General features: G+C 62.6%; 20 protein-coding genes and 1 pseudogene. 17 read left to right on the top strand and 4 right to left on the bottom strand.

The window, feature by feature from the left end; genetic code table 11:
- The first annotated feature begins 80 nt into the window (after positions 1-80).
- The 10 genes and pseudogenes from C469_RS09535 (at position 81) to C469_RS17215 (ending at position 11,746) form a co-directional block, all read left to right on the top strand.
- Entirely contained in the window at positions 81-1,376 is a 1,296-nt protein-coding gene (locus tag C469_RS09535; RefSeq protein ID WP_160163067.1) for an ABC transporter substrate-binding protein, read from the top strand.
- 19 nt (positions 1,377-1,395) lie between these two features.
- Positions 1,396-2,313: a carbohydrate ABC transporter permease gene (locus C469_RS09530; protein WP_008006077.1), complete on the top strand. Its 918-nt coding sequence runs from the start codon at positions 1,396-1,398 to the stop codon at positions 2,311-2,313.
- The gene (locus C469_RS09525) at positions 2,313-3,161 is read left to right on the top strand and encodes a carbohydrate ABC transporter permease (RefSeq protein ID WP_008006073.1); all 849 of its coding nucleotides are present in this window, start codon (positions 2,313-2,315) and stop codon (positions 3,159-3,161) included. The genes C469_RS09530 and C469_RS09525 overlap by 1 nt, the downstream gene beginning before the upstream one ends.
- Complete coding sequence (locus C469_RS09520) at positions 3,161-3,823, top strand: hypothetical protein (protein ID WP_008006071.1); 663 nt, start codon at positions 3,161-3,163, stop codon at positions 3,821-3,823. Before C469_RS09525 ends, C469_RS09520 begins: the two co-directional genes overlap by 1 nt.
- Before the next feature lie 86 nt (positions 3,824-3,909).
- A complete protein-coding gene (locus C469_RS09515; RefSeq protein WP_008006070.1) occupies positions 3,910-6,696 on the top strand; it encodes a glycoside hydrolase family 2 protein in 2,787 nt (928 codons plus the stop codon).
- 20 nt (positions 6,697-6,716) lie between these two features.
- The gene (dgoD, locus tag C469_RS09510) at positions 6,717-7,871 is read left to right on the top strand and encodes a galactonate dehydratase (RefSeq protein ID WP_008006068.1); all 1,155 of its coding nucleotides are present in this window, start codon (positions 6,717-6,719) and stop codon (positions 7,869-7,871) included.
- Positions 7,872-7,952: 81 nt separating this feature from the next.
- Positions 7,953-9,011, top strand: coding sequence for a cellulase family glycosylhydrolase (locus C469_RS09505; protein WP_008006067.1), 1,059 nt, complete (start codon positions 7,953-7,955; stop codon positions 9,009-9,011).
- The gene (locus C469_RS09500; protein ID WP_008006063.1) at positions 9,004-9,801 is read left to right on the top strand and encodes an SDR family NAD(P)-dependent oxidoreductase; all 798 of its coding nucleotides are present in this window, start codon (positions 9,004-9,006) and stop codon (positions 9,799-9,801) included. Before C469_RS09505 ends, C469_RS09500 begins: the two co-directional genes overlap by 8 nt.
- A 93-nt stretch (positions 9,802-9,894) precedes the next feature.
- Positions 9,895-10,986 carry a M24 family metallopeptidase gene (locus C469_RS09495; protein WP_008006062.1) on the top strand — a complete coding sequence of 364 codons (1,092 nt, stop codon included), beginning with the start codon at positions 9,895-9,897 and terminating at the stop codon, positions 10,984-10,986.
- A 143-nt stretch (positions 10,987-11,129) separates the two neighbouring features.
- Positions 11,130-11,746: pseudogene (locus C469_RS17215) on the top strand (IS6 family transposase).
- A 177-nt stretch (positions 11,747-11,923) separates the two neighbouring features.
- On the opposite strand, the gene C469_RS09490 reads toward C469_RS17215, so the two are convergent.
- Positions 11,924-12,736 (bottom strand): CbiX/SirB N-terminal domain-containing protein, encoded by an 813-nt coding sequence (locus tag C469_RS09490; protein WP_206536632.1) that lies wholly within the window; start codon positions 12,734-12,736, stop codon positions 11,924-11,926.
- Between the two features lie 236 nt (positions 12,737-12,972).
- On the opposite strand from C469_RS09490, the gene C469_RS09485 reads away from it, so the two are divergent.
- From C469_RS09485 to C469_RS09460, 7 genes are all read left to right on the top strand, one after another.
- Entirely contained in the window at positions 12,973-14,874 is a 1,902-nt protein-coding gene (locus C469_RS09485) for a diol dehydratase reactivase subunit alpha (RefSeq protein ID WP_049911218.1), read from the top strand.
- 32 nt (positions 14,875-14,906) lie between these two features.
- The gene (locus C469_RS09480) at positions 14,907-15,275 is read left to right on the top strand and encodes a glycerol dehydratase reactivase beta/small subunit family protein (RefSeq protein ID WP_008006055.1); all 369 of its coding nucleotides are present in this window, start codon (positions 14,907-14,909) and stop codon (positions 15,273-15,275) included.
- A gap of 101 nt (positions 15,276-15,376) precedes the next feature.
- The gene (locus C469_RS16760; protein ID WP_147587273.1) at positions 15,377-15,556 is read left to right on the top strand and encodes a DUF7836 family putative zinc-binding protein; all 180 of its coding nucleotides are present in this window, start codon (positions 15,377-15,379) and stop codon (positions 15,554-15,556) included.
- A 73-nt stretch (positions 15,557-15,629) separates the two neighbouring features.
- Positions 15,630-16,166, top strand: a complete 537-nt coding sequence (locus tag C469_RS09475; protein WP_008006053.1) for a cob(I)yrinic acid a,c-diamide adenosyltransferase — start codon at positions 15,630-15,632, stop codon at positions 16,164-16,166.
- Between the two features lie 880 nt (positions 16,167-17,046).
- Entirely contained in the window at positions 17,047-17,862 is an 816-nt protein-coding gene (locus C469_RS09470) for a DUF7839 domain-containing protein (protein WP_008006051.1), read from the top strand.
- Entirely contained in the window at positions 17,859-18,818 is a 960-nt protein-coding gene (locus C469_RS09465; RefSeq protein ID WP_008006049.1) for a GHMP family kinase ATP-binding protein, read from the top strand. Before C469_RS09470 ends, C469_RS09465 begins: the two co-directional genes overlap by 4 nt.
- 46 nt (positions 18,819-18,864) lie before the next feature.
- Complete coding sequence (locus C469_RS09460) at positions 18,865-19,152, top strand: hypothetical protein (RefSeq protein WP_008006047.1); 288 nt, start codon at positions 18,865-18,867, stop codon at positions 19,150-19,152.
- Positions 19,153-19,378: 226 nt separating this feature from the next.
- Here C469_RS09460 and C469_RS09455 read toward each other — a convergent pair whose 3' ends face one another.
- The 3 genes from C469_RS09455 to C469_RS09445 all read right to left on the bottom strand — a co-directional run.
- The gene (locus tag C469_RS09455; RefSeq protein ID WP_008006045.1) at positions 19,379-19,777 is read right to left on the bottom strand and encodes a diol dehydratase small subunit; all 399 of its coding nucleotides are present in this window, start codon (positions 19,775-19,777) and stop codon (positions 19,379-19,381) included.
- A gap of 2 nt (positions 19,778-19,779) precedes the next feature.
- On the bottom strand, positions 19,780-20,352 hold the full coding sequence (locus C469_RS09450; protein ID WP_049911217.1) for a propanediol/glycerol family dehydratase medium subunit: 573 nt from the start codon (positions 20,350-20,352) through the stop codon (positions 19,780-19,782).
- Position 20,353: 1 nt separating this feature from the next.
- Positions 20,354-21,248, bottom strand: an 895-nt coding sequence (locus tag C469_RS09445) for a propanediol/glycerol family dehydratase large subunit (RefSeq protein WP_222704963.1), incomplete at its 5' end; no start/stop codon positions are given.

Here is a 21,248-nt window from a genome sequence, read left to right as displayed (position 1 = left end):
CATCTGGAGGTGACTGTTCACTGTGTCACTATAACCCACAACAAAAACAATTATATATGCGCTCTATAGACGTTATGTTGATGGCTCGCAAGAGGCAAGGGGTAACACCGTCGAGTAGGCGTACGTTTATCAAAGTAGCAGGAGCGGCCGGGGTCGCTGGCCTCGCAGGCTGTGCCGGGGACAGTGGGGCCGAGACTGGGGGCTCCGGTGGAACGACCACGATCCAGTACTGGACCCTGTTCGCGGGCGGGGACGGCGAGGCGATGAAGACGCTCGTCGACCGGTTCAACGAAGAGCACGACAGTATTCAGATCGAACGGCAGCGACAGCCGTTCGACGAGTACTACGACAAGCTATTCACCTCGATGACCGGCGGCGACGCCCCCGACCTCGCGGTGTTCCACGCACCGCAGATTCAGCGGTTCACCGATGCGCTCACGCCGCTCGGTGGGATGCTCAGTGACGGGGCCGCCGACGCGTACGTCGACTCCATCTGGCAGGAAACCGAGTTCGACGGCGATCAGGTGGCGCTCCCGCTGGATACCCACCCCAACGGGCTGTACTACAACAAGGACATCTTCGAGGAGGCGGGTCTCGACCCCGAGAGCCCGCCGACGAACTTCGAGGAACTCCAGTCGGCCGCCGATACGATCACCGCCGAAACCGACAAACAGGCGTTCAGCCCCGACCCGTATCTCCGGTTTTTCGTCCGGCAGTTCATCGCGTGGCAGCACGGGAGCGGCGGCGAGTTCCTCAACGAGGACAACACGGAGGCCGCCTTCGGCGACGACAACGGCGTGGCGCTCGCGCAGTTCTACCACGACATCGCCAACGAGTGGAACTGGGACCGGGCCGACACGACCGACGACCGCGGGACGAAGGCGTTCCGGTCGGGCGATCTCGCCATGACGATCAACGGGACGTGGTACTACGGCGTGCTCGCGGAGCAGGACTTCGACTGGGGGATGGCAAAGCCGTTCGTCGCACCCGACCAGTCGGCCCCCCAGACGTGGGCCAACAGCCACACCCTCGGTGTCCCGAACAGCGGCTCCAACCAGGAGGCCGCTGTCGAGGCCGCCGAGTGGATCACGCAGAACAGCCTCGAGTGGGGGACCGAAGCGGGTCACCTCCCCGCGGCCCAGAGCGTGCTCGACTCGGACGATCTCCGGAGTTCGAACGTCTGGGAGAAGACGCTCTCGACGTTCTCGGACATGGCGCAGAACGACGAACTCTCGTACATGCCGAGCACCGAGAACAACGAGAACTACACGCGACCGGTGAACAACGCGATCTCACAGATCTACTCGGGCCAGTTGGACCCCGAAGAGGGAATCCAGCAGGCCGCCAGCGACGTCACGGACAACCTGCAGGGATGACGACCGAGAGGAGTACCCAATGGCAACCAAAGATACAGGCTCGATCCTGAGTCGACTCCCCGGGGTCGACGCCCTGGACTCGGAGACGCGGGACGGCGTGCTGTTCGCACTTCCGTACCTGCTGGTCTTCGGCGTGTTCCTGCTCTACCCGTTGTTGAAGGGGCTCTACATGAGTCTCTTCGACTGGAACGCGTTCAATCCCTCGCAGTCGGAGTTCGTCTTGGCCGAGAACTACGTCCGGATGGTTCAGGATCCGACGTTCTGGGCGGCCGTCCGCGCGACGGCGTTGTTCGTAATCTTGACCGTCCCGACGCTCGTCGGTCTCGGCCTCGTCCTCGCACTCGGAGTCAGCCAGGACATCAAGGGCAAGCGGTTCCTCCGAACGGTGTTTTTCAGCCCGTACGTGCTGACCGTCTCGGTGGTCTCGCTCATCTGGGCCGAGATGTACGCACCCCAATACGGGCCGATCAACTACTATCTCGGGCTCGTCATGAGCAACCCGCCGGCGTGGCTCAACAGCTTCACGTTCGCCATGCCAGCGGTCGCACTGGCGACGATCTGGTGGACCGTCGGGTTCAACTTCGTGATCCTGCTGGCGGCCAGACAGGGCGTTTCAGAGCGGCTGTACGAGGCCGCACGCATCGACGGGGCGAGCACCTGGCGTGCGTTCAAGGACATCACGCTCCCGCAGATGCGGTCGGCGATCGTGTTCGTGACGACGGTCCAACTCATCGCCTCGTTCCAGGTCTTCGGGCAGGTATTCATCATGACCAACGGCGGACCCAACGACACGACACAGACGCTCGTCATGTATCTGTACAGGGTCGCCTTCCGACAACAGGAGTTCGGCTACGCGGCCGCTATCGGCTACTTCCTGTTCGTCGTGCTCGTGGCCGTCTCGCTTGTCAACTACAAGTTCGTCGGAGGTGACGACTAATGTCGACGGATAGCAAAACGCGATTCACAATTCCCAAGCCCAAGACGGTCGGCCTGTACGTGACGCTGTACGGAGCGGCGTTCCTGTTCATCGTTCCGTACCTGTACATGGTGTCGACCTCACTGAAGACCGAAGACTTCGCGTTCTCCCAGCAGCCGTACTGGATTCCACCGGAGATCACCTTCCAGTGGTACCAGGCCGTCCTGCAGGGCGCGCCGATACTACAGTGGCTGATTAACACGCTGGTTATCGCCGGGGCGACGACGATCATCGTCGTCATCATCGACTCGATGATCGCCTTCTCGCTCACCAAACTCGACTGGCCGGGGAAACGCATCGTGTTCACGGTGATCATCGCGAGCTTCATGGTGCCGATCTACGCGAACATGGTGCCGCTGTACACCATCATCTCGGACTTCGGGCTGCTCAACAGCCCGCTGGCAGTCATCCTGCCGTTCAGCGCCATTCCGATCGGGGTGTTCCTGTTCACGCAGTTCTTCAAGGATCTCCCCGATTCGGTGATCGAGGCGGCGAAACTCGACGGGTTTAGCACGTTCCAGATCTACCTGCGAATCGTGCTCCCGCTGATGAAGCCGGCGATCGCCGCGCTGTCGCTGTACACCTTCGTCTACACGTGGAACCAGTTCCTCTGGCCGCTCATCGTGTTGCAGGGAGAGACGTCGTTCACGCTGCCGGTCGGTATCGTGACGACGCAGCCGACGCAGGTGTTCCAGCCGGGCGCCGAGATGGCCGTGACGCTCATCGCGGCCGCGCCGCTGTTCATCGTGTTCCTCATTCTGCAGGAGCATCTCGTGAACGCGGTCCAGATGCAGGGGACCACGGGATAATGTCGACTCACGACTCCGCGGGCGAAACCGGGCTCGGGGACCGCCCCACGCACAAGCGAACCCTCCGGTTCGTCTACCGGCACGGCGCGGCCCTCATCGCGGTGAGCGTCGCGTGGTTCCTCGCCTCGCTTCCGCTGGTCACGATCGGCCCGGCGACGCTCGGCGCGTACGCCGCCGTCCGGTCGCTTCGGCAGACCGGTCGCCTCGACCGCGGCTACGTCGTCAGCGCGGTTCGCACGAACGGCGTCCACGCGCTGTTGTTGAGCGTCCTCCCGGTCGTGTTCGCCGCTCCCGCCGCGCTCTCGCTCCGCGGGGGATCGACGTTCACCGGCCCCACGCCGATCGTCGCCGTCGTCGGCCTCTACGTCGCCGGCTACCTCGCGGTCGCCCTAATCCCGACGTTCGTCGCCATGGCGGACGGCGAGTCGCCCGTTGCCGCGCTCAAGCGGGCGTACGTGTGGACGGCCACCGATCCGGCGGCGGCGCTGTCGCTCGCGCTCGTCACCGCGATCGTCTTCGCGGTAACGGCGTTGCTGACAATCGGGTTCGTCCTGCTGTTCGCGGCAGCGGCGTTCTCCTACCACGTCGAGTACCTCGCCGATGACCTCGACGTGCCCGCCGTGACCGACGGATCGACCGCGGTCTCGAGTACCCCCGCCTGAGTCCGCGTATCGACGTATAAAAACAGATATCAACGGCCGAACCCCAATGAATCAGCACCCACCGACCGCAGTACGCTAACACACATATGAACCTCAACGACTCACTGAAACCCGTCGAAGGCCGCTCTATCCGATCGTTAAACGGACGCTGGCAGCTTCGCCGAGACGCCGGAGACACCGGGATCGACGACGAGTGGTACGACGACGACGAATGGCCCGACGACGGCGACCGGTTCTCGGTGTCGGTACCCTCGGCGTGGCAAGAGACCGACGAACTCACCGATTACACCGGGGTCGCGTGGTACCGGACCTCGGTCGACTTCGATTCGGTTCCGGACGGACAGCGGGCCTTCCTTCGGTTCGGCGCGGTCGACTACCACGCCACGGTCTACGTCAACGGGATCGAGTGCGGCGATCACCGCGGTGGCTACCTCCCGTTCGAGGTCGACGTCACGGACGAACTGGAGGCCGGCGAGAACGTCGTGACCGTTCGCGTCGACGACCCGGCGGACATCAGCGAGATCCCCCACGGGAAACAGGGCGACCCGTGGTACACCCGCGTCAGCGGCATCTGGCAGGACGTGACCCTCGAACGCCGGCCCTCGGTCCGCGTCTCCGATATCACGGTGACACCGGATCTCGACGACGACGCCGCTCGCGTGGAGTTCGCGACGGCCGTGGACGGCCGCACGCCGGAGGGGCTCGAAGCGACCGTCCGGCTGGAGCGGGACGGCGACCTCGTCGCCGAGCGGGACTGTCACGTCGACCCCGACGACGCGACCGCGGTCACGGTCCCGGTTCCGGACGCCGTCTATTGGACGCCCGACCGGCCCGCGCTCTACGACGTCGAGGTGACGCTCTCGACCGACGACGGGACCGTCGACACCTACGCCGACTACTTCGGAATGCGGAGTGTTAGCACTGCGGACGGTGAGCTCTACCTCAACGGCGAGCCGCTCTACGTGCGCGGCGCACTCGACCAGGGGTATTACCCGGAAACCCTGTACCGCCCCTTCGACGACGACCTCTTCGAACGGGAGATCCGGACGGCCAAGGAACTCGGGTTCAACCTGCTCCGCAAACACATCAAACCCGCCCATCCCGACTTTATCGAACTCGCCGACGAGCTGGGCATCCTCGTCTGGGAGGAGCCCGCGAACCCGACCCGGTACACCGACCGGTCGAAAGCGGAGGTCCGCCAACAGCTCCGAGACCTCATCGACCGGGACTTCAACCGCCCGAGCGTCGTCGCCTGGAGCCTCTACAACGAGGAGTGGGGGATCGGTCACGCCGACGACGAGCCGTTCGTCTGGGAGGACGAGGAGAAGCAGGCGTACCTCGGGGAGTTCTACGAGACGGCGAAGCGCTGGGACCCGACGCGCCTCGTCTGCGACAACTCCGGGTGGGCACACGTCGCGACCGACCTCAACGACTACCACCGCTACTTCGCCAGTCCCGACCGGACGGCCGGGTGGGGGAAGGACCTCGATTCGATGGTGTCTCACCCCGAGGACAACTACGCCGCGACGTACACCGACCCCGAGTCGGCGCCCGTCCTCGTCTCCGAGTTCGGTACGTGGGGACTGTCGGACATCGACGCGCTCGAGGCGTTCTACGGCGGCGAACCCGACTGGTACAACCACCCGTTCCTGACCGCCTCTGACGGCTCGGTCAACGAGCGACAGGTCCACCTCGAATCGAACTTGCGGTCGCCCGCCGGGTTCGACAAGCGCTTCGAGGAGACGGCGCTCCCGACCACGTTCGACGGGATTTCGGAGCTCGCCGACGTCTGGCAGTGGCGGGAGTACCACTCGGTCAAGGACCTCATCGAGCAGATGCGGGTTCACGACGGCATCTCTGGATACGTCATCACCGAGTTCAGCGACATCGAATGGGAGTTCAACGGGATCCTCGACTACCGGCGCGAGGAGAAGGCGTTCCACGAGGAGTTCGCCGCGATCAACGGCGAGCTGTTCGTCGCCGCCGAGCCCGACAGTCACGTCGTCTGGGGCGGCGACGAGGTCACCGCCTCGGTCACCGTGGTCAACGACGGTCGCGACGTTCACCGCGGGACCGTCGAGTGGTCGCTCTCCGCGGACGCGACGGGCGACACGGTCGACGAGGGGAGCTTCGAGGTGGCGGCCGACGCCCACGCGCGGTCCCGGTCGCGAGCGGTCACCGCCTCGACGCCGCGGGTCGAGACGTCCGGGGTCTACACGCTCGAGGTCACGTTCACGAGCGACGCGTCGGGCGACGGCGACCCGGCGACGGCGAGGAACGAAGAGCCGGTGACGGTCGTCGAGCCCGCGCGGGTGCCCAACCGCGAGGGGACGGTGTTCGTCGAGGACAACTACGTCGCGGACCGCCTCATCGGGTCCCGGCACGACGTGACCCGCGAACTGACCGACGAGGTCGACCTGGCGGTCGTGTCGACGCTCGACGCAGGCGTCGAGGCGTTCGCGGAAGCGGGCGGCGACGTCTTGTTGCTCCCCCGACTCCGCGAGCCGACGCCCGCGGACGACCTCTTCGAGTACCGAGAGCTCCCCCGGGGAGAGAACTGGAACCTCTGTTCGTCCCTGTTCGCCCACGACAGTCCCCTCATCTCGGATCTGACCGGAAGCAAACGGCTGGATTGGGCCTTCGAGGGGATCTATCCGAACGCGCTGGTGACGGGGCTCGACACGGACCGCGACGACATCCACGTGGAGTACGTCGAGGGCTGGATCGCGAACTGGGGCAGTCCGCTGCTCACGCGGTCGGTCGGCGACGGGCGGGTGTGCGTGACGACCTTCCCGCTCGGACAGGCCTACGGCGAACAGCCAGTGGGGACGGCTCTCCTCGATCGACTCATCGACGAACGGGCCCGCAACTAACCACGCGAAGCGACCACACCATGACAACCATCACCGACTACGAACTGTTCGAGGTCCCGCCGCGGTGGCTGTTCCTCCGCATCGAGACCAGCGACGGCACCGTGGGCTGGGGCGAGCCGGTCGTCGAGGGGCGATCCCGTACCGTCCGCGGAGCGGTCGAAGAGCTCCTCGAGACGTATCTGCTCGGCGAGGACCCGAACCGCATCGAGGACCACTGGCAGGCGATGTATCGCGGCGGCTTCTATCGAGGGGGACCGGTCCTCATGTCCGCGATCGCCGGTATCGACCAGGCGCTCTGGGACATCAAGGGCAAGCGGTTCGGTGCCCCGGTGTACGAGCTGCTCGGCGGGCCGGTCCGCGATCGCGTCCGCGTCTACCAGTGGGTCGGCGGCGATCGGCCGGCCGACGTCGGCGAGGCGGCGGCGGCGAAAGTCGACGCCGGGTTCACCGCGCTCAAGATGAACGCGACGCCGGAGCTCCGCCGCGTCGATACCCCGAGTAGTGTCGCCGCCGCGGTCGACCGCCTCGGCGAAGTCCGCGACCGGGTCGGCCCCGAGGTCGACATCGGCGTCGACTTCCACGGTCGCGTCACCAAGCCGATGGCCAAACGCCTCGCCGACGAGCTCGAGGTCCACGAGCCGTTCTTCATCGAGGAGCCGGTGTTACCGGAACACAACGACGCGCTGCCCCAGATCGCCGCGCAGACGTCGACGCCGATCGCGACGGGCGAGCGGATGTACTCGCGGTGGGACTTCAAGCAGGTCTTCGAGAACGGGTCGGTCGACGTCATCCAGCCGGACCTCTCGCACGCCGGCGGCATCACCGAAGTGACGAAGATCGCCGCGATGGCCGAGGCGTACGACGTGGCGATGGCGCCTCACTGTCCGCTCGGGCCGATCGCGCTGGCGTCCTGTCTGCAGGTCGACGCCGTCGCCCCGAACGCGCTCATCCAGGAACAGAGCCTGGACATCCACTACAACGAGGGCAACGACGTGCTCGACTACCTCGTCGACCCCTCGGTCTTCGACTACGACGAGGGGTTCGTGGATCTCCCCGACGACCCGGGACTCGGGGTCGAGATCGACGCCGACTACGTCCGCGAACGCGCCGAACTGGAGGTCGACTGGCACAATCCCGTCTGGCGACACGACGACGGGAGCGTCGCCGAGTGGTGAGGACCGGGACGGAGGCCCTCGCAGCACCGTCTCAGACGAATTGACACGAAGACGCGACAGACGACACGGAGAACTCGATACATGACAACCGAACGTTGGAGCACGGAAGAAGCGTGGAACTGGTACGACGAGCAGGAGTGGCTCGTCGGCTGCAATTACCTGCCGAGCACGGCGGTTAACCCCACGGAGATGTGGCTCGCCGACTCGTTCGACCCCGAGACGATCGATCGGGAACTCGGGTGGGCGAGCGCGGTCGGGATGAACACCGTCCGGGTGTTCCTGCAGTACGTCGTCTGGGAGGACGACCCCGAGGGATTCAAACGGCGCATGGAGGAGTTCCTCTCGATCGCCGATAAACACGGGCTCTCGACGATGTTCGTCTTCTTCGACGACGTCGCGTTCTCGGGCGACGAACCGTATCTCGGGCCGCAGAAAGATCCCATTCCCAACACGCACAACAGCCAGTGGACGCCAAGCCCGGGCCACGAGCGGGCCGTCGACCGATCGACCTGGCCGAAGCTGGCCGAGTACGTCCGCGACGTCGTCAGCGCGTTTCGCGCGGACGAGCGCGTCCTCATCTGGGACGTGTACAACGAGCCCGGCAACAGCGAGATGGACAAACGGACGCTGCCGCTGCTTCGAGAGTCGTTCGATTGGGTCCGAGAGGCCGACCCGACCCAGCCGGTCACCGCCGGCGTCAACTGGGACCCGAACCGGACCGAACAGAACCGGATCGGGAGCGAACACGCCGATGTCATCTCGTTCCACGACTACAGCGACCTGGAGTTCACGACGGAGCGGCTCGCGGACCTCGAGGACTACGACCGGCCGTTGCTCTGTACGGAGTGGCTCGCCCGGACGCGCGATAACCACGTCCGGACGCATCTGCCCCTTTATAAAGAACGGAATATCGGCTGTTACACCTGGGGCTTCGTCAACGGCAAGATCCAGACCAACCTGCCGTGGAGCACCGCACAAACCTCGATCGCCGAGGCGGTCGAGGACGAGGACACCGACACCTGGTTCCACGACGTGGTTCACGGGGACGGGACGCCGTACCGTCGGGCGGAAGTCGAACTGTTCGCCGAGTACACCGGCCGCGGCGATCTGAGCGCGCTGCCGGAGCCGGCCGATGAGTGACCCTCGGCCGGGACGGCACGCCGACGACGTCGCCATCGTGACCGGGTCGACCAAGGGAATCGGTGCGGGCGTCGCCGAGCGGCTCGCCGCCGAGGGCGCGCGCGTCGTCGTCAACGGTCGGTCGGAAGCCGACGGCCGGCGAGTCGTCGACGCGATCCGCGCCGACGGCGGCGAGGCGGTTTTCATCGCGGCCGACATGCGCGACCCGGACGCGATAGCGTCGCTCGTCGACGCGACCGCCGAGCGCTACGGTCGCGTCGATATCCTCGTGAACAACGCCGGCGTACAGACCGAGACGACGGCGACCGAGGCGACGATGGACGACTGGGAGTTCGTCGTCGAGACCGACTTCCGGTCGTTCTGGCTCTGCGTCAAACACGTCGTCGAGCACATGCCCGACGGCGGAGCCGTCCTCAACATGTCCTCGAACCACGCGTTTCTGACGATGCCCGGGCTGTTCCCGTACAACGCGGTGAAGTCGGGTATCAACGGGATGACCCGGGCGCTCGCGCTCGAGCTCGGGCCGCTCGGGATACGGGTGAACACGATCAATCCCGGGTGGGTCGACGTCGAGCGCACCCGGGAGGAGCTGAGCGACGACGACCGCGAGCGGGTCGAGGCGATGCATCCGCTGGGACGGATCGGAACGCCGGACGACGTCGCGGCGACCGTCGCGTTCCTGACGAGCGACGAGGCCTCGTTCATCACCGGAACGAGCCTCCTCGTCGACGGCGGCCGGACCGCGGTCATGCAGGACCACAGCTTCCTCGAGTACGCGCGAAGCCGCTGACCGCTCGGTGAGTCCGATCGGCGGCGCGATCGAACCAGCCGTCCCGGGTCGTTTTATTACCACGCGAGAGAAACCACGGCGACAACGGAACCCATGCCTCATCAGTCCAAACTCGACCGAGTAGACGCCTATCTGCGCACGCACGATCTCGAATCGATCTGGCTGGCGACGCCACACCTGTTCTCGTGGCTCACGGGCGGGTCCAACCTCGTCGAACGCGCCGGCGAGACCGGGGTCGCCGCGGTCGGGTACGACGGCGTCGACACGACCGTGCTTACGACCAATATCGAGGCGCAGCGGTTACTCGATGAAGAACTCGACGACGACGTCACGCTCGAGTCCGGTCCCTGGCACGACACGGATATCGAATCCGCCGTTGCCGATCGGGCGACGCGTCCGGCGGCGGCCGATTTTTCGCGACCCGAATTCGATGCCGTCGACAGGGTCGAACTGACACAGCCGTTGACCGAGATCGATATCGATCGGTACCGAGAGCTGAGTCGAGACGTTGCCGCCGCCGTGGAGTCGGTCGCTCGGAGCGCCTCACCCAGCGACACCGAGCGCTCTCTGGCCGGCTCGCTCCACGGCACGCTTCATTCGCGTGGTATCGAGTCGACCGTCGTCCTCGTCGGCGGAGCGGACCGAGTCGAGCGGTACCGGCATTTCACTCCGCAACCCGTCGCGGTGGGTTCCTACGCGATCCTCACCGTCGTCGGTGTCCGCGATGGCCTCAATGCCGCGGTGACCCGCACCGTTTGGTTCGAGGATATCCCGGCCGCGTTCGAACGGCGATACGACGATCTGTGTCGGGTCGCCGCGACGGCGTACGCCGCCACCCGAGCGGTCGGCCGCTCGGGCGGGACGTCAGGGGACGTGTTCGCGAGCATCAAACGAGCCTACGAGGCGTTGGGATACGCCGACGAGTGGCAGAACCACCATCAGGGCGGTGCGCTCGGGACGCTGGGCCGGGAGTGGATCGGTACGCCGCGCGGGAGCGATCCCGTCTCACTGCCGATGGCCTACGCGTGGAATCCCACCGCGGTCGGTGTCAAAACCGAAGACACGGTACTGGTCACCGAGGACGGTATCGAAGTCGTCTCCGAGACGGGGACCGTGCCGACGCGAACCGCCGAGGCCGTCGGTTTTGACTTCGAAATCACCGTTTCAGACGTGCTGTTACCGTAGTTTCACGAGAGCGCAAGCTGTGATCGAAGTTGACTGGGCGGTGTCGAGCCAGGGTCGAAGGACGAGGCGGTCAGACGGCCGAGTCGTTCGTGCTCTCGGACTACCCACTCAGCGACGATCGCGATTGTCTCGAGTGAGATCTTTTGGAGCGAGCGGCGACTCCCGAGTCGGCGATGAAGCTCGGTACCCGGCTCTGTTTGACTGTATTCCGCATTTATGTTGTATTTATATATTGTATTTGTTTTTGATAGTTCGGGTTCTCATCGCCCTCGAATCACTCTCCACCGGGGGGTACAAAAAGCCGATCTACGGCCGATAGATGTATCATCTCGAATTATTTTGCAGTCGATAAACCCGTGATTTAGCTCACTTCTGAGTGATACTGGCTGTACGCTTCCGTCGTCCCCGACACGAACTCCGCTTCACATTCGCGCTATTCGACGAGAAAAACGGCGATTCCCTCGATATTTCTCGTGAAAATGCGGAGACCACAGCGGGTGACCAATGGGATCTCTCTCGTCGACGGTGCTCCGTGGCTGCGGGTGGATCGCCGTCGTCACGGGGTCCGATTTCAACACGTCACGCGTGGGTATCGAATGGCGTTGAACGTATCTCTTGAAAAGTAAAACGACGAACATCATCGTTCGCGAATAGTTTCTGCAATGTTGCGCTAGAGCCAGTTCAAAACTGGCTCGAAGCCGTCGCCGTCGACCACAAGTCACGCCGAACTCAACCCGACCAATATCCGGTGATCCGGTGAGTCACTCATCTCGTGACGCGGGCGACGTGGTCGACATCGACGGCGAGGGCGCGCTTATTGTCACGCCTGAAACCGGGCCGCCGCGACACGAGCTCGACGAGGGCGTTGACGACGCCAACACGCTCTCTTCGAGAGGGAGATATCGATGGGTCGCTCGGCAGTCGGATCGGCCACGCGTTAGCGGGACGATTCCATGCCATCGGTCGCGACAGGACTGTCGAAATCAGCGTCGAGGCGGTCGACGGCCGCCGATGCGGAGTCGCCGACATGGGTCCGAAGCACGTGCTGTTTCACCACTTCCGAGTGAATCGCGTCGGTGACTCGCGGGTGGGTTCCGATCGGGTCGGCGTACTCGATGCCGCCGCGGTCAACTTCGAGTTTCGCCGGGATCTCCTCTTCGGTCACAGCGGTGGGAGTGATGAAGACCGGGACTGCCACGATCCGGTCGTTAACGGCGTTGTAGCGGGCGCACTCGACGGCGGGATCTTGCACCAGATACGCGGACGTGACCTCGCCGTAGTCGGTTTGATCGCGGAGACGTCGTTCGTGATACTCGAGTGTCAGGCGCGACTGGGGCATCGAACTGCTGCCGAGCCCGACCAAGACGAGCGACGTGTCGGGGTCGGGGTCGAGATGCTCGACGGCGCGGTCGGCGATAGCGTCCGTGATCGCGGGACTTCGACCGACCGGCTCACAGCAACAGACCGAGTCACCTATCTCGGTCGCCACGCTGGAAACCGCTTTTCTCGTTTCGGTCGTCTCTACCAAACACGTCGGGACGACGAACACCGGCCCGTCGTCGAATCTGCCGTCACCGTCGACGGTCGGCGTCCAGGTTTCGCCGTACCGCTTGGCCAGGACCGCGTCCGCGACGCCCCACTCCCGCAGTCGGTCGGCGTGTGTCTCTATTGTTCCGTCTCCCTCTCCGGTCTCTCTCCCGAGTACGATCAGCGTTCCATCGATCATGATTTGCTTCTCTGACGCGGACAATCATCTCTGTGTTACCGCAATTCAGATCGTCTACAGTAATATGTGGTATCTGTTATCATATATGTTGGGGTCTGCGATCGGCCGGACCCCGGTGACTGTACTTTGCTCTCGTCCCCAGCCGGTTTTGAGTCCGACTAACGAGTGGCTGAGATCGTTCGCTTTCGCATGGAACCTGTTTCTCTGAAGACTACCTCTCTGTGGGAAAAATACTTTATTTCTCCCGCAAATGGAGTTCTATGGGCTACATCGCAGGAGTTGATATCGGTAACTCCAGTACCGAGGTTGCACTTCTACGTCAGTCAGACTCAGAATTCGTCTCGGATGCACTCTACCGGACGACGGGACTGAAGGGGACGAAAAAGAACGTTCCCGGTGTGATCAAAGCGCTCACGCAGGCGGCGAAAAAAGCGAACATCGACGTTTCGGAGATCGATCGCATCCTCCTCAACGAGGCCGCACCCGTCATCGGCGACGTGGCGATGGACACGATCACCGAGACGGTCATCACGGAGTCGACGATGATCGGCCACGATCCGTCGACGCCGGGCGGGGTCGGAGTTGGAACTGGAACGACGGTCGAGATCACGGCAGACATGTCGACGTACTCGACCGATGAGTCGATCATTTTTCTCGTTCCGGAATCGGTCGATTTCGCGGTCGCGGCCGAGATCATCAACGAGTGGACCGACGAGGGCTACGAGATCACAGGAGCTATCGTCCAGAACGACGACGCCGTGTTGATCAACAACCGTATCGACATCGACATCCCGATCGTCGACGAGGTCTCGATGCTCGAAGACGTTCCACGCGGGCAACCAGCTGCTATCGAGGTTGCGCCGCAGGCCAGCGGCAAGACGATCGACGAACTCTCGAACCCGTACGGTATCGCGACGGTGTTCGATCTGTCTTCAGAGGAGACGCAGAAGATCATTCCCGTCGCCCGGGCGCTGGTCGGCAACAAGTCCGCTGTCGTGATCAAGACCCCTGAAGGGGACGTAGAGGAGCGAACGATCCCAGCGGGAAATCTCCAAATCATCGATGAGCGAGGCAACTCAATCGGGGTTCCCGTCGATGAGGGGGCCGACGTCATCATGGACGCAGTGATGAACAGTTGGCCGGTCTCGGACGTTCAGGGGGAAAGCGGTTCGAACATCGGCGGGATGTTGAACCGCGCTCGGGGTAGCATGGCGGAGGTGACGGGCCAGCCCGTCGAATCCATCGAGATACGGGACATCATGGCGGTCGACACGCTGATCCCGCAGGAAGTCGAGGGATCCGTCGCGGGGGAACACTCGATGGAGAACGCCGTCGCGCTGGCCGCGATGGTCAAGACCCAACAGCTCCCGATGCAACAGATAGCCGATGGGATCGAAGCGCAACTGGATACGGAGGTCATCATTCAGGGCGTCGAAGCGAAGATGGCCGTGCTCGGCTCGCTGACCACGCCCGGGACCGACCACCCCGTCGCGATCCTCGATATGGGCGGTGGATCGACCGACGCCGCGTACATGGACGAGGACAAACACATCAAATCGATCCACCTCTCGGGGGCTGGTGATCTAGTGACCATGCTCATCGAATCGGAACTCGGGTTAGACGACCGTGATCTCGCCGAGGACATCAAGATCTACCCCTCCGCGAAAGTCGAGGGCCTCTTCAGTATTCGGCAAGAGGACGGGACGGTCAACTTCTTGGACGAACCGGTCGCGCCCGAACTCTACGGACGGACCGTTCTGCTGAAAGGGGACGGAGAGATGCGGCCAGTCCCGGCCGATATGTCCACCACGGAGATCTCCCGCGTCCGACAGCGAGCGAAACGCCGCGTCTTCGTCCGAAACGCCGAGCGAGCGCTCAACATCATCACGCCGACCGACAACATCCGCCACCTCCCGTTCGTCGTCATGGTCGGGCGTTCGGCCCTGGACTTCGAGATTCCCGAAATGATTTCCGACGCGATGGCCGAGTACGGCATCGTCTGTGGTCGCGCGAACGTCCGTGGCATGACCGGACCGCGCAACGCCGTCGCTACCGGACTGGTCCTGTCCCACATCGACGGCGGTACGCACCTCGACTTCGAGATACCCACGGAACTATCCTCATCGATCCAACGGACATCGATCCGGACGGACGGACAGTAGAGTTTTGTATCTGTCCACAGATCGTTTCCCGTATGAGTGGTTGCCGAGGCGAGATCGAAGCCGACGACGAGATCCCGCGCATCTTTATCCGGTGTCTCAGTGACGATATTCCGGAACTCGTCCAGTACATCGAACACGGGATCGAGGAAGAGGGCGTATCATGGGTCGTCCAGCACGGATACGACGGTGACGGCGTCGCCGTCGCTCACGAAGCGTCATACGACTCATCACTGAAAATCGGTGTCAGCGTCCACGACTCGCGGGTCGTTATCCATCACAAGCAACTCCCCAGCGACGATCCGCTGTTCGACATCGACCAGACGTCCCCGGAGACGGCCCGAAAGCTCGGCTCGAACTCCGCCCGCCTCGCGAAGAAGACGCCACTGAAACCGATCGGCTGACCTGCACGGATCTGTTCGCCTGGTCTCGCCACCGCGAGACGCTTGAACGCCCCTCATTCGAGAGTCGAAGTTTAATAACAGATCAGCCAATACTGTATATCATGCCACCGGACCACACGGCATATATCGAAACGTTGGCTCACGTGAACTGTGGACAGTGCGACGAGTACTGGGGACTCAGCGACATCACGAGAGACGATCTCACCGGAACCGAGTGGTCGTGTCCACACTGCGGACATAAACGACCGATGGGCGAGTTCGTCAGGGGTGACGGGGAGTGAACCATGAACGATTACATTATGACAAACAAGACAGTAGCCAACGCAGTGGAGGGTTTCCACACGGGGATACACAATGAAGATCTACACTAAACGCGGCGACGAGGGACAGACCGACCTCCGGGACATGACGCGCGTCTCGAAGGGGAGCCCACGGATCGAGGCATACGGCAATGTCGACGAGGTCAACTCGCTCATCGGACTCGCCCAGCCCAGCGGGTACGACGACATTGACGAGATGCTCCGGTCCATCCAGAACCACTTACACATCGTACAGGCGGACTTCGCCAACCCCGACCCTGACGAGGACGACCCGGTGATCGAGGAGCGACACGTCACGCAGCTGGAAGACTGGATCGACGAGGCCAACGACGACCTGGAGTCGCTTGAATCGTTCATCCTCCCCGGCGGGAGCGAGATCGGTTCGCGACTTCACCAGGCCCGGTCGGTGTGTCGGCGTGCGGAGCGCAGGGCCGTCGTGTTTCTCTCCGAGGACGACGATGTCAACAAGGAGGCCATCGCGTACCTCAACAGGTTGTCCGACCTGCTGTTTACGATCGCGCGGCTCGTCAATCAGCGCGAGGGAGTCTCCGAACGAAGTCCGGAGTACTGACTGCCTTCGCGTCCGTATTCGCGTGTTTTTCAAGGAGGGGAACCAGAAGCACGGTACCGTTCCGACGAACTCCGGGAGTCCCCGAGTGGGACTGTCGCCGGGATTGCGCCGCAGGCTTGGGAGAGTCTCTCCCGGTCGCGGAGGTTTTCCCGATTACCGGCCAGGGTTCGGTCTCACCACCGCGTGCGCGACTTTCGAGCAACGGTCGACCCGTCTGAACTATCATCGTGCCTTATCGAATATTATGAATATAATATTTTTAATTTTGTCTTTTAGTTACAGTATTAGTGTTGTAATGCCGTTTGATAGTTGCGTTGGAATGCCAACCGATGCTCGGTGACCGTCTCCAGGCTCATCCGGTAGTGTGTTTTCAGTAGTTATGACCGTCGTCGTTACTGGTGGAAGTTAGTCTTCTAGTTACCAATACTCACGGACTGGTTTCATCTACCGAATAGCCCTAATCGCCGGCTTCAGGAACATCTAAGCAGGTTCAACCAGAGAAAGAGTTTACTATCGGGGTAACAGAATAATTCTATGCGGGGAGTAACGCTCACGTTGATCGTTTCCGGGATCGGTACAGTGTGGTTCTTCGTAGTTGATGGCCTATTAGAATCAGCAATATTTGCAGTACTATTTTTTGCGGCCTCGTTTAAACTATGGAAAAAACGACGCGGCTCTGGGGAACGCAACTCACTTCGGTGAACTAACGGATCTCTGAGTCAGGTGACTTTACGGCACCATCGGACAATATGAAGATAACACGCCGTAATACAAATTAGATTGTCATAGGACAGTCTAGATTTTATTCGATGTATTCATCTTATAAAACGGCGTCGAACTTGGGAAAAAATACTTGTATTAGGTCTGGTAACTAACGGCAATGGCAGCTCAATCAAATACCCAGGGAGGATTTGGGGTCCTCCAGAGCAAGCGGAGTGCCACACGGTTCCAGATCCTGGTTCAGATCGTCGAGCACCAGCCGGCGATCAACCAGAAGGAGATCGCGAAGTCGGTCGGGCTGACACCCCAGTCGATCAGCGAGTACCTCCAGGGGCTCAAAGAGCTCGGCCACGTCGAGAAACACGGTCGCGGCAGGTACGAGGTCACCAAAGAGGGGGTCAACTGGCTTATTGCACAGACCAAGGAACTCCAAGAGCTGGTGGAGTACGTGGACCGAGAGATCCTCGGCGAAACCGAGAGGGAGAGCGCGGTCGCGACCGACCGGATCCGCGAGGGCGAGTCCGTCACGCTCTCGATGCGGGAGAGCCGGCTTCACGCGACGCCCGGAGAAGCCGGGAGGGTAACTGCGGTTGCGGTCACCAGCGCGGAACCGGGGCGGACGGTGGGCGTCACAAACGTCGAGGGTATCCTCGACTACGAGCCGGGGACGGTCTGGATCGTAACGGTCCCGAGTGTCACGGACAGCGAGTACGACGAGATCGACCCGGACCTGATCGCCGACCGGGCTGCGAGGTACGACCGGGTTGCGGCTCTCGGGACCGAAGCCGCCACCGCCGCCCGGGTCGCTGGCATCGAGACGGACCTGGAGTTCGGCGTCCCCTCGGGAGTCCCGGAGGCCGCGATGAAGGGGCTCGACGTGATGGTGCTCGCGGTAGCCGACGAACTCACGCCGCTCGTCGAGCAACTGCGCCAGCACAGCATCAAATACGAACTCGTCGACAGGAACGAACTGTGAAAGCGACCGCGCGCGCACACCCGATTCAGGGGCTCATCAAGTACCACGGGCTGCGAGACGAATCGCACAACATCCCGTATCACGACTCCATCTCGATGTGTACGGCCCCCTCGAAGACGGAGACGACCGTCGAGTTCGGATACGACGAGGACACCTGTCTCGTCGACGGCGACGAAATCGATCGGGAGGGGTACCGGGGCGTCGAGACCGTCCTCGACCGCGTGCGCCGCCGGGCGGGTATCGACCAGCGAGCTCGCGTCGAGTCCCGCAACTCGTTCGCCTCGAACGTGGGACTGGGGGCGTCGGCGTCGGGGTTCGCCGCCCTAGCGGTCGCGGCGGCTGAGGCAGCCGGACTCGACCTGGACCGCCGGCAGCTGTCCGTCCTCGCTCGCCACGGTTCGCCCTCGGCCGCGCGGAGCATCACAGGCGGGTTCTCTCACCTCCGGACGAGCACGACCGATGAGGAGTGCGCCGCAGAGCGGATCGACGCCCCCTTTGAGGCCGATATCCGGACTGTCGTCGGTATGGTCCCGGAGTTCAAACACACGTCCCACGCCCACGAAGAGGCCCCCGATTCCCATCTGTTCGACGGTCGGTTGGCCTATATCCATGACGCGCTCGCGGACATGCAGCGGTCGATCCGCGAGGGCGACTTCGAGGGGACTTTCCTACTCGCCGAGCGCGACTCGCTCAGCCTCCTTGCGGTCACGATGACTGGTCCGGAAAACTGGTTTTACTGGCGGCCGGAGACGATTCGGCTTCGCGACATCGCGACTCGCCTCAGATCCGAAGAGTTGCCAGTGTATTTTTCCTCCGACACCGGGGCGACGGCATACCTGAATACGACCGCCGCCCACGCCGACCGTGTCGCCGAGGAAGTCGAGTCGCTCGGCCTCGAATCACACGTCTGGCGCGTCGGCGGCCCGGCGACGCCAGTCGAAGACCACCTGTTCTGAGTTCGCACGGGTAACAACTAAGATAATATACCTCGTAAATAGGCGTATGACCGACGATACGGAAGAAGTTCGACGGGACATTCAGATCTTGCGAGAAACCATCGACCGCAATCTGGACCTGGGCTGGGAGGATTACCGCGGCGGACACGAGTTCAAACTGATCGCGGACGGCAAGGTACAGGTGTCTCAGTCCGAGGAGGAAAATGAGAGCGACTACGTCGTCGAACTAGACAAGACCGGTGCCATCGACTGTGACTGTTTCGTCGCGACGCGTCCACTCGGTGGGGATTCCTGCCGTCACATGCGCGCGGTCGACAGTCACCCGCGGCTGTAATCGGACCGGTACGACATCCTTTTTCGGGTTCGTTTGTGCGTTCTGTGACTGGGACGGGACCGACCCGCGCCGCCACTGGGAAGCGACGGTGCCTCGACTGTGGGTCACGTGTCATCAGGGGTCGACGCTGTCGGAACGGTCCGGGTAGTCATCAGGCCACGCCCACACCGGTCGTACGACTCTCAGGTGGCTGAAGCGACCACTGAAAAAACGGACGCGGTTCGGTTCAGTAGAGGTCGCGCTCTTCGTACACTTCGGCGGCTTCGCGGACGTGTTCAGCGTTGAGTTCTGCACCGTACTCGTCTTCGAGTTCGTCGGCAATATCTTGGAGCTTCTCTTTGTCGGCCCCGCTGGGGCGGAGCGCGTTGTAGATCTCGAGAATGCGGTCGTCGGGTACCTCGGTGAGCTCGGCGGCCCGTCGGAAGTTCTGGGCCAACTGCCGTCGCCCCTCGTTTTCGGCGATTTGCGCCTGCTTTTCGAGGGTCTCCGGGGCGATGACGAGTTCTTCACCGTCGATCTCTCCTTCGACCACCTTCTCCAGCGTGATCTCTGACAGCTTCGTTCCGTCGGGCGTTTCGACCTGGTCCGGATTGTCCGCTAGTGGGTAGTGAATGTCGTCAGCCATGGTTACTCGTATGAAACCTCCATCTCCATCGGTTCCTTGCTTTCGTCCTTGTACCCCATCTCTTTTATGTGCCAGAGCGCCGCGAGCGCCTGATAAGTCGGACGCGCCATCGGATCGTTCGCGACGGGAACCGGTTCCGGCGTCTCGCCTTTGGCGTATCGCGCCGCGTTCTTCCCGATTGCACGGAAGGTCTCGAGATCGATCAACGGCGCCTGGGGGAACAGCTCCAGGTTGCTGAGCGGGACGAGGTCCTCTTGGTGGATCAGTGTCGTCCCGCGAGTCTGGATACCGATTCCGATTCCGGAGCCGCTGAGTTTCGCGCCGCGGAGCCCGATGACGCCGAGGTCGAGGTTGTCGTAGAAACGGACGACGCGCCCCGTGACGCCTTCCTCTTCGATTCCGGCCATCATCTCGCGGATGATCTCCGCGTGGCGCACGCCCGCCAGCGTCTCGTCTTTCATCTCGTTGAACCCGACGCTGATCGCGATGACCACCTCGTCCGTGTCCGTTCCCTCCTTTGCGATCCCGGCCTCGGTGAGCACGAGAGTCCGTTCTTTCTGTTGTGCTTGTGCCATCTCAGATATCCTCCGGATCGACAGCGAATCGAAGTTCCTTCTTCTTCTCCCATTCCTCGCCCGTGAGTCGGTGTCCCGTTCCGGGACCCCTGTACTCATTGGGATCGTTGACCGCGCTGACGACGTCGAACTCCCCGTCACCCTCGAAAATGCTGGATGTCTGGATGTAGTCGCCAGCGACGCGACCTTTCAGCATTCCGAGCATGTTCTCGGCGACGTCATCGAAGCCGTTTTTCGCTAAGATTGCGACGACGTCGGCTCCGGTGACGCCTTCATCCATCATCTCCTCGGCCGCCTGGATGTCGTCTGCAGTACTGCGATCGGGCATGTCCTTGCTCCCGTCGGCGTAGATAGCGGCTTCAACTTCCTCTTCGGTGATCGGCGGGAAGCCAAGCTCCTCGAACACTGTCTGGAGCGCTCTGACCGCGCGCTCGCGGTGTTCGAGGACCGTTTCCTCGTCGACCGGGTTCGTGCCACCTTCGACCTGAAGGTCGCGCTGCATTACGTTGTACTCGTCGAAATCACTGGAGTCGAAGGTCGACCCCGCGAACATGTTGTCGTAGTTCGGGACGGCGCTGTACCCAGAGAAAATGAAGTCAGTTCCGGCGAGGAACTGGGGCATCATCCGGGCGGTCCGGCGCTTGTCCGAATGGGTGAACGTCTGGTCGTTGCCGGACGCCACCTCGAGGTCAGCCATCATCGTGACGAGGTTCTCGGCGGCGACCTCTTTGACGCCGGCGGGGACCGACGTCGGGATCGCGATACAGCTGATACCGCCGTTCTGGAGGCCCTGCACACCACAACCCTTCGTAATTAGCACACAGCGCGTCTCCAGATAGAACATGGATTTCCCTTCGGCCTGACCCATGTTGAGTTCCTGTCTCTTATACACATCT

The sequence above is a fragment of the Halorubrum lipolyticum DSM 21995 genome (genome assembly GCF_000337375.1).
Taxonomy (GTDB): Archaea; Halobacteriota; Halobacteria; order Halobacteriales; family Haloferacaceae; genus Halorubrum; species Halorubrum lipolyticum.
The sequence above is the reverse complement of the archived record's forward strand: the minus strand, read 5'-3'. Positions and strand labels throughout refer to the sequence as shown.

Excerpts from the sequence above, each read along its gene's own strand:
- C469_RS09535 (WP_160163067.1), top strand. The coding sequence starts at position 81 with ATGGCTCGCAAGAGGCAAGGGGTAACACCGTCGAGTAGGCGTACGTTT.
- C469_RS09530 (WP_008006077.1), top strand. The coding sequence starts at position 1,396 with ATGGCAACCAAAGATACAGGCTCGATCCTGAGTCGACTCCCCGGGGTC.
- C469_RS09525 (WP_008006073.1), top strand. The coding sequence starts at position 2,313 with ATGTCGACGGATAGCAAAACGCGATTCACAATTCCCAAGCCCAAGACG.
- C469_RS09520 (WP_008006071.1), top strand. The coding sequence starts at position 3,161 with ATGTCGACTCACGACTCCGCGGGCGAAACCGGGCTCGGGGACCGCCCC.
- C469_RS09515 (WP_008006070.1), top strand. The coding sequence starts at position 3,910 with ATGAACCTCAACGACTCACTGAAACCCGTCGAAGGCCGCTCTATCCGA.
- dgoD (WP_008006068.1), top strand. The coding sequence starts at position 6,717 with ATGACAACCATCACCGACTACGAACTGTTCGAGGTCCCGCCGCGGTGG.
- C469_RS09505 (WP_008006067.1), top strand. The coding sequence starts at position 7,953 with ATGACAACCGAACGTTGGAGCACGGAAGAAGCGTGGAACTGGTACGAC.
- C469_RS09500 (WP_008006063.1), top strand. The coding sequence starts at position 9,004 with ATGAGTGACCCTCGGCCGGGACGGCACGCCGACGACGTCGCCATCGTG.
- C469_RS09495 (WP_008006062.1), top strand. The coding sequence starts at position 9,895 with ATGCCTCATCAGTCCAAACTCGACCGAGTAGACGCCTATCTGCGCACG.
- C469_RS09485 (WP_049911218.1), top strand. The coding sequence starts at position 12,973 with ATGGGCTACATCGCAGGAGTTGATATCGGTAACTCCAGTACCGAGGTT.
- C469_RS09480 (WP_008006055.1), top strand. The coding sequence starts at position 14,907 with ATGAGTGGTTGCCGAGGCGAGATCGAAGCCGACGACGAGATCCCGCGC.
- C469_RS16760 (WP_147587273.1), top strand. The coding sequence starts at position 15,377 with ATGCCACCGGACCACACGGCATATATCGAAACGTTGGCTCACGTGAAC.
- C469_RS09475 (WP_008006053.1), top strand. The coding sequence starts at position 15,630 with ATGAAGATCTACACTAAACGCGGCGACGAGGGACAGACCGACCTCCGG.
- C469_RS09470 (WP_008006051.1), top strand. The coding sequence starts at position 17,047 with ATGGCAGCTCAATCAAATACCCAGGGAGGATTTGGGGTCCTCCAGAGC.
- C469_RS09460 (WP_008006047.1), top strand. The coding sequence starts at position 18,865 with ATGACCGACGATACGGAAGAAGTTCGACGGGACATTCAGATCTTGCGA.
- C469_RS09455 (WP_008006045.1), bottom strand. The coding sequence starts at position 19,777 with ATGGCTGACGACATTCACTACCCACTAGCGGACAATCCGGACCAGGTC.
- C469_RS09450 (WP_049911217.1), bottom strand. The coding sequence starts at position 20,352 with ATGGCACAAGCACAACAGAAAGAACGGACTCTCGTGCTCACCGAGGCC.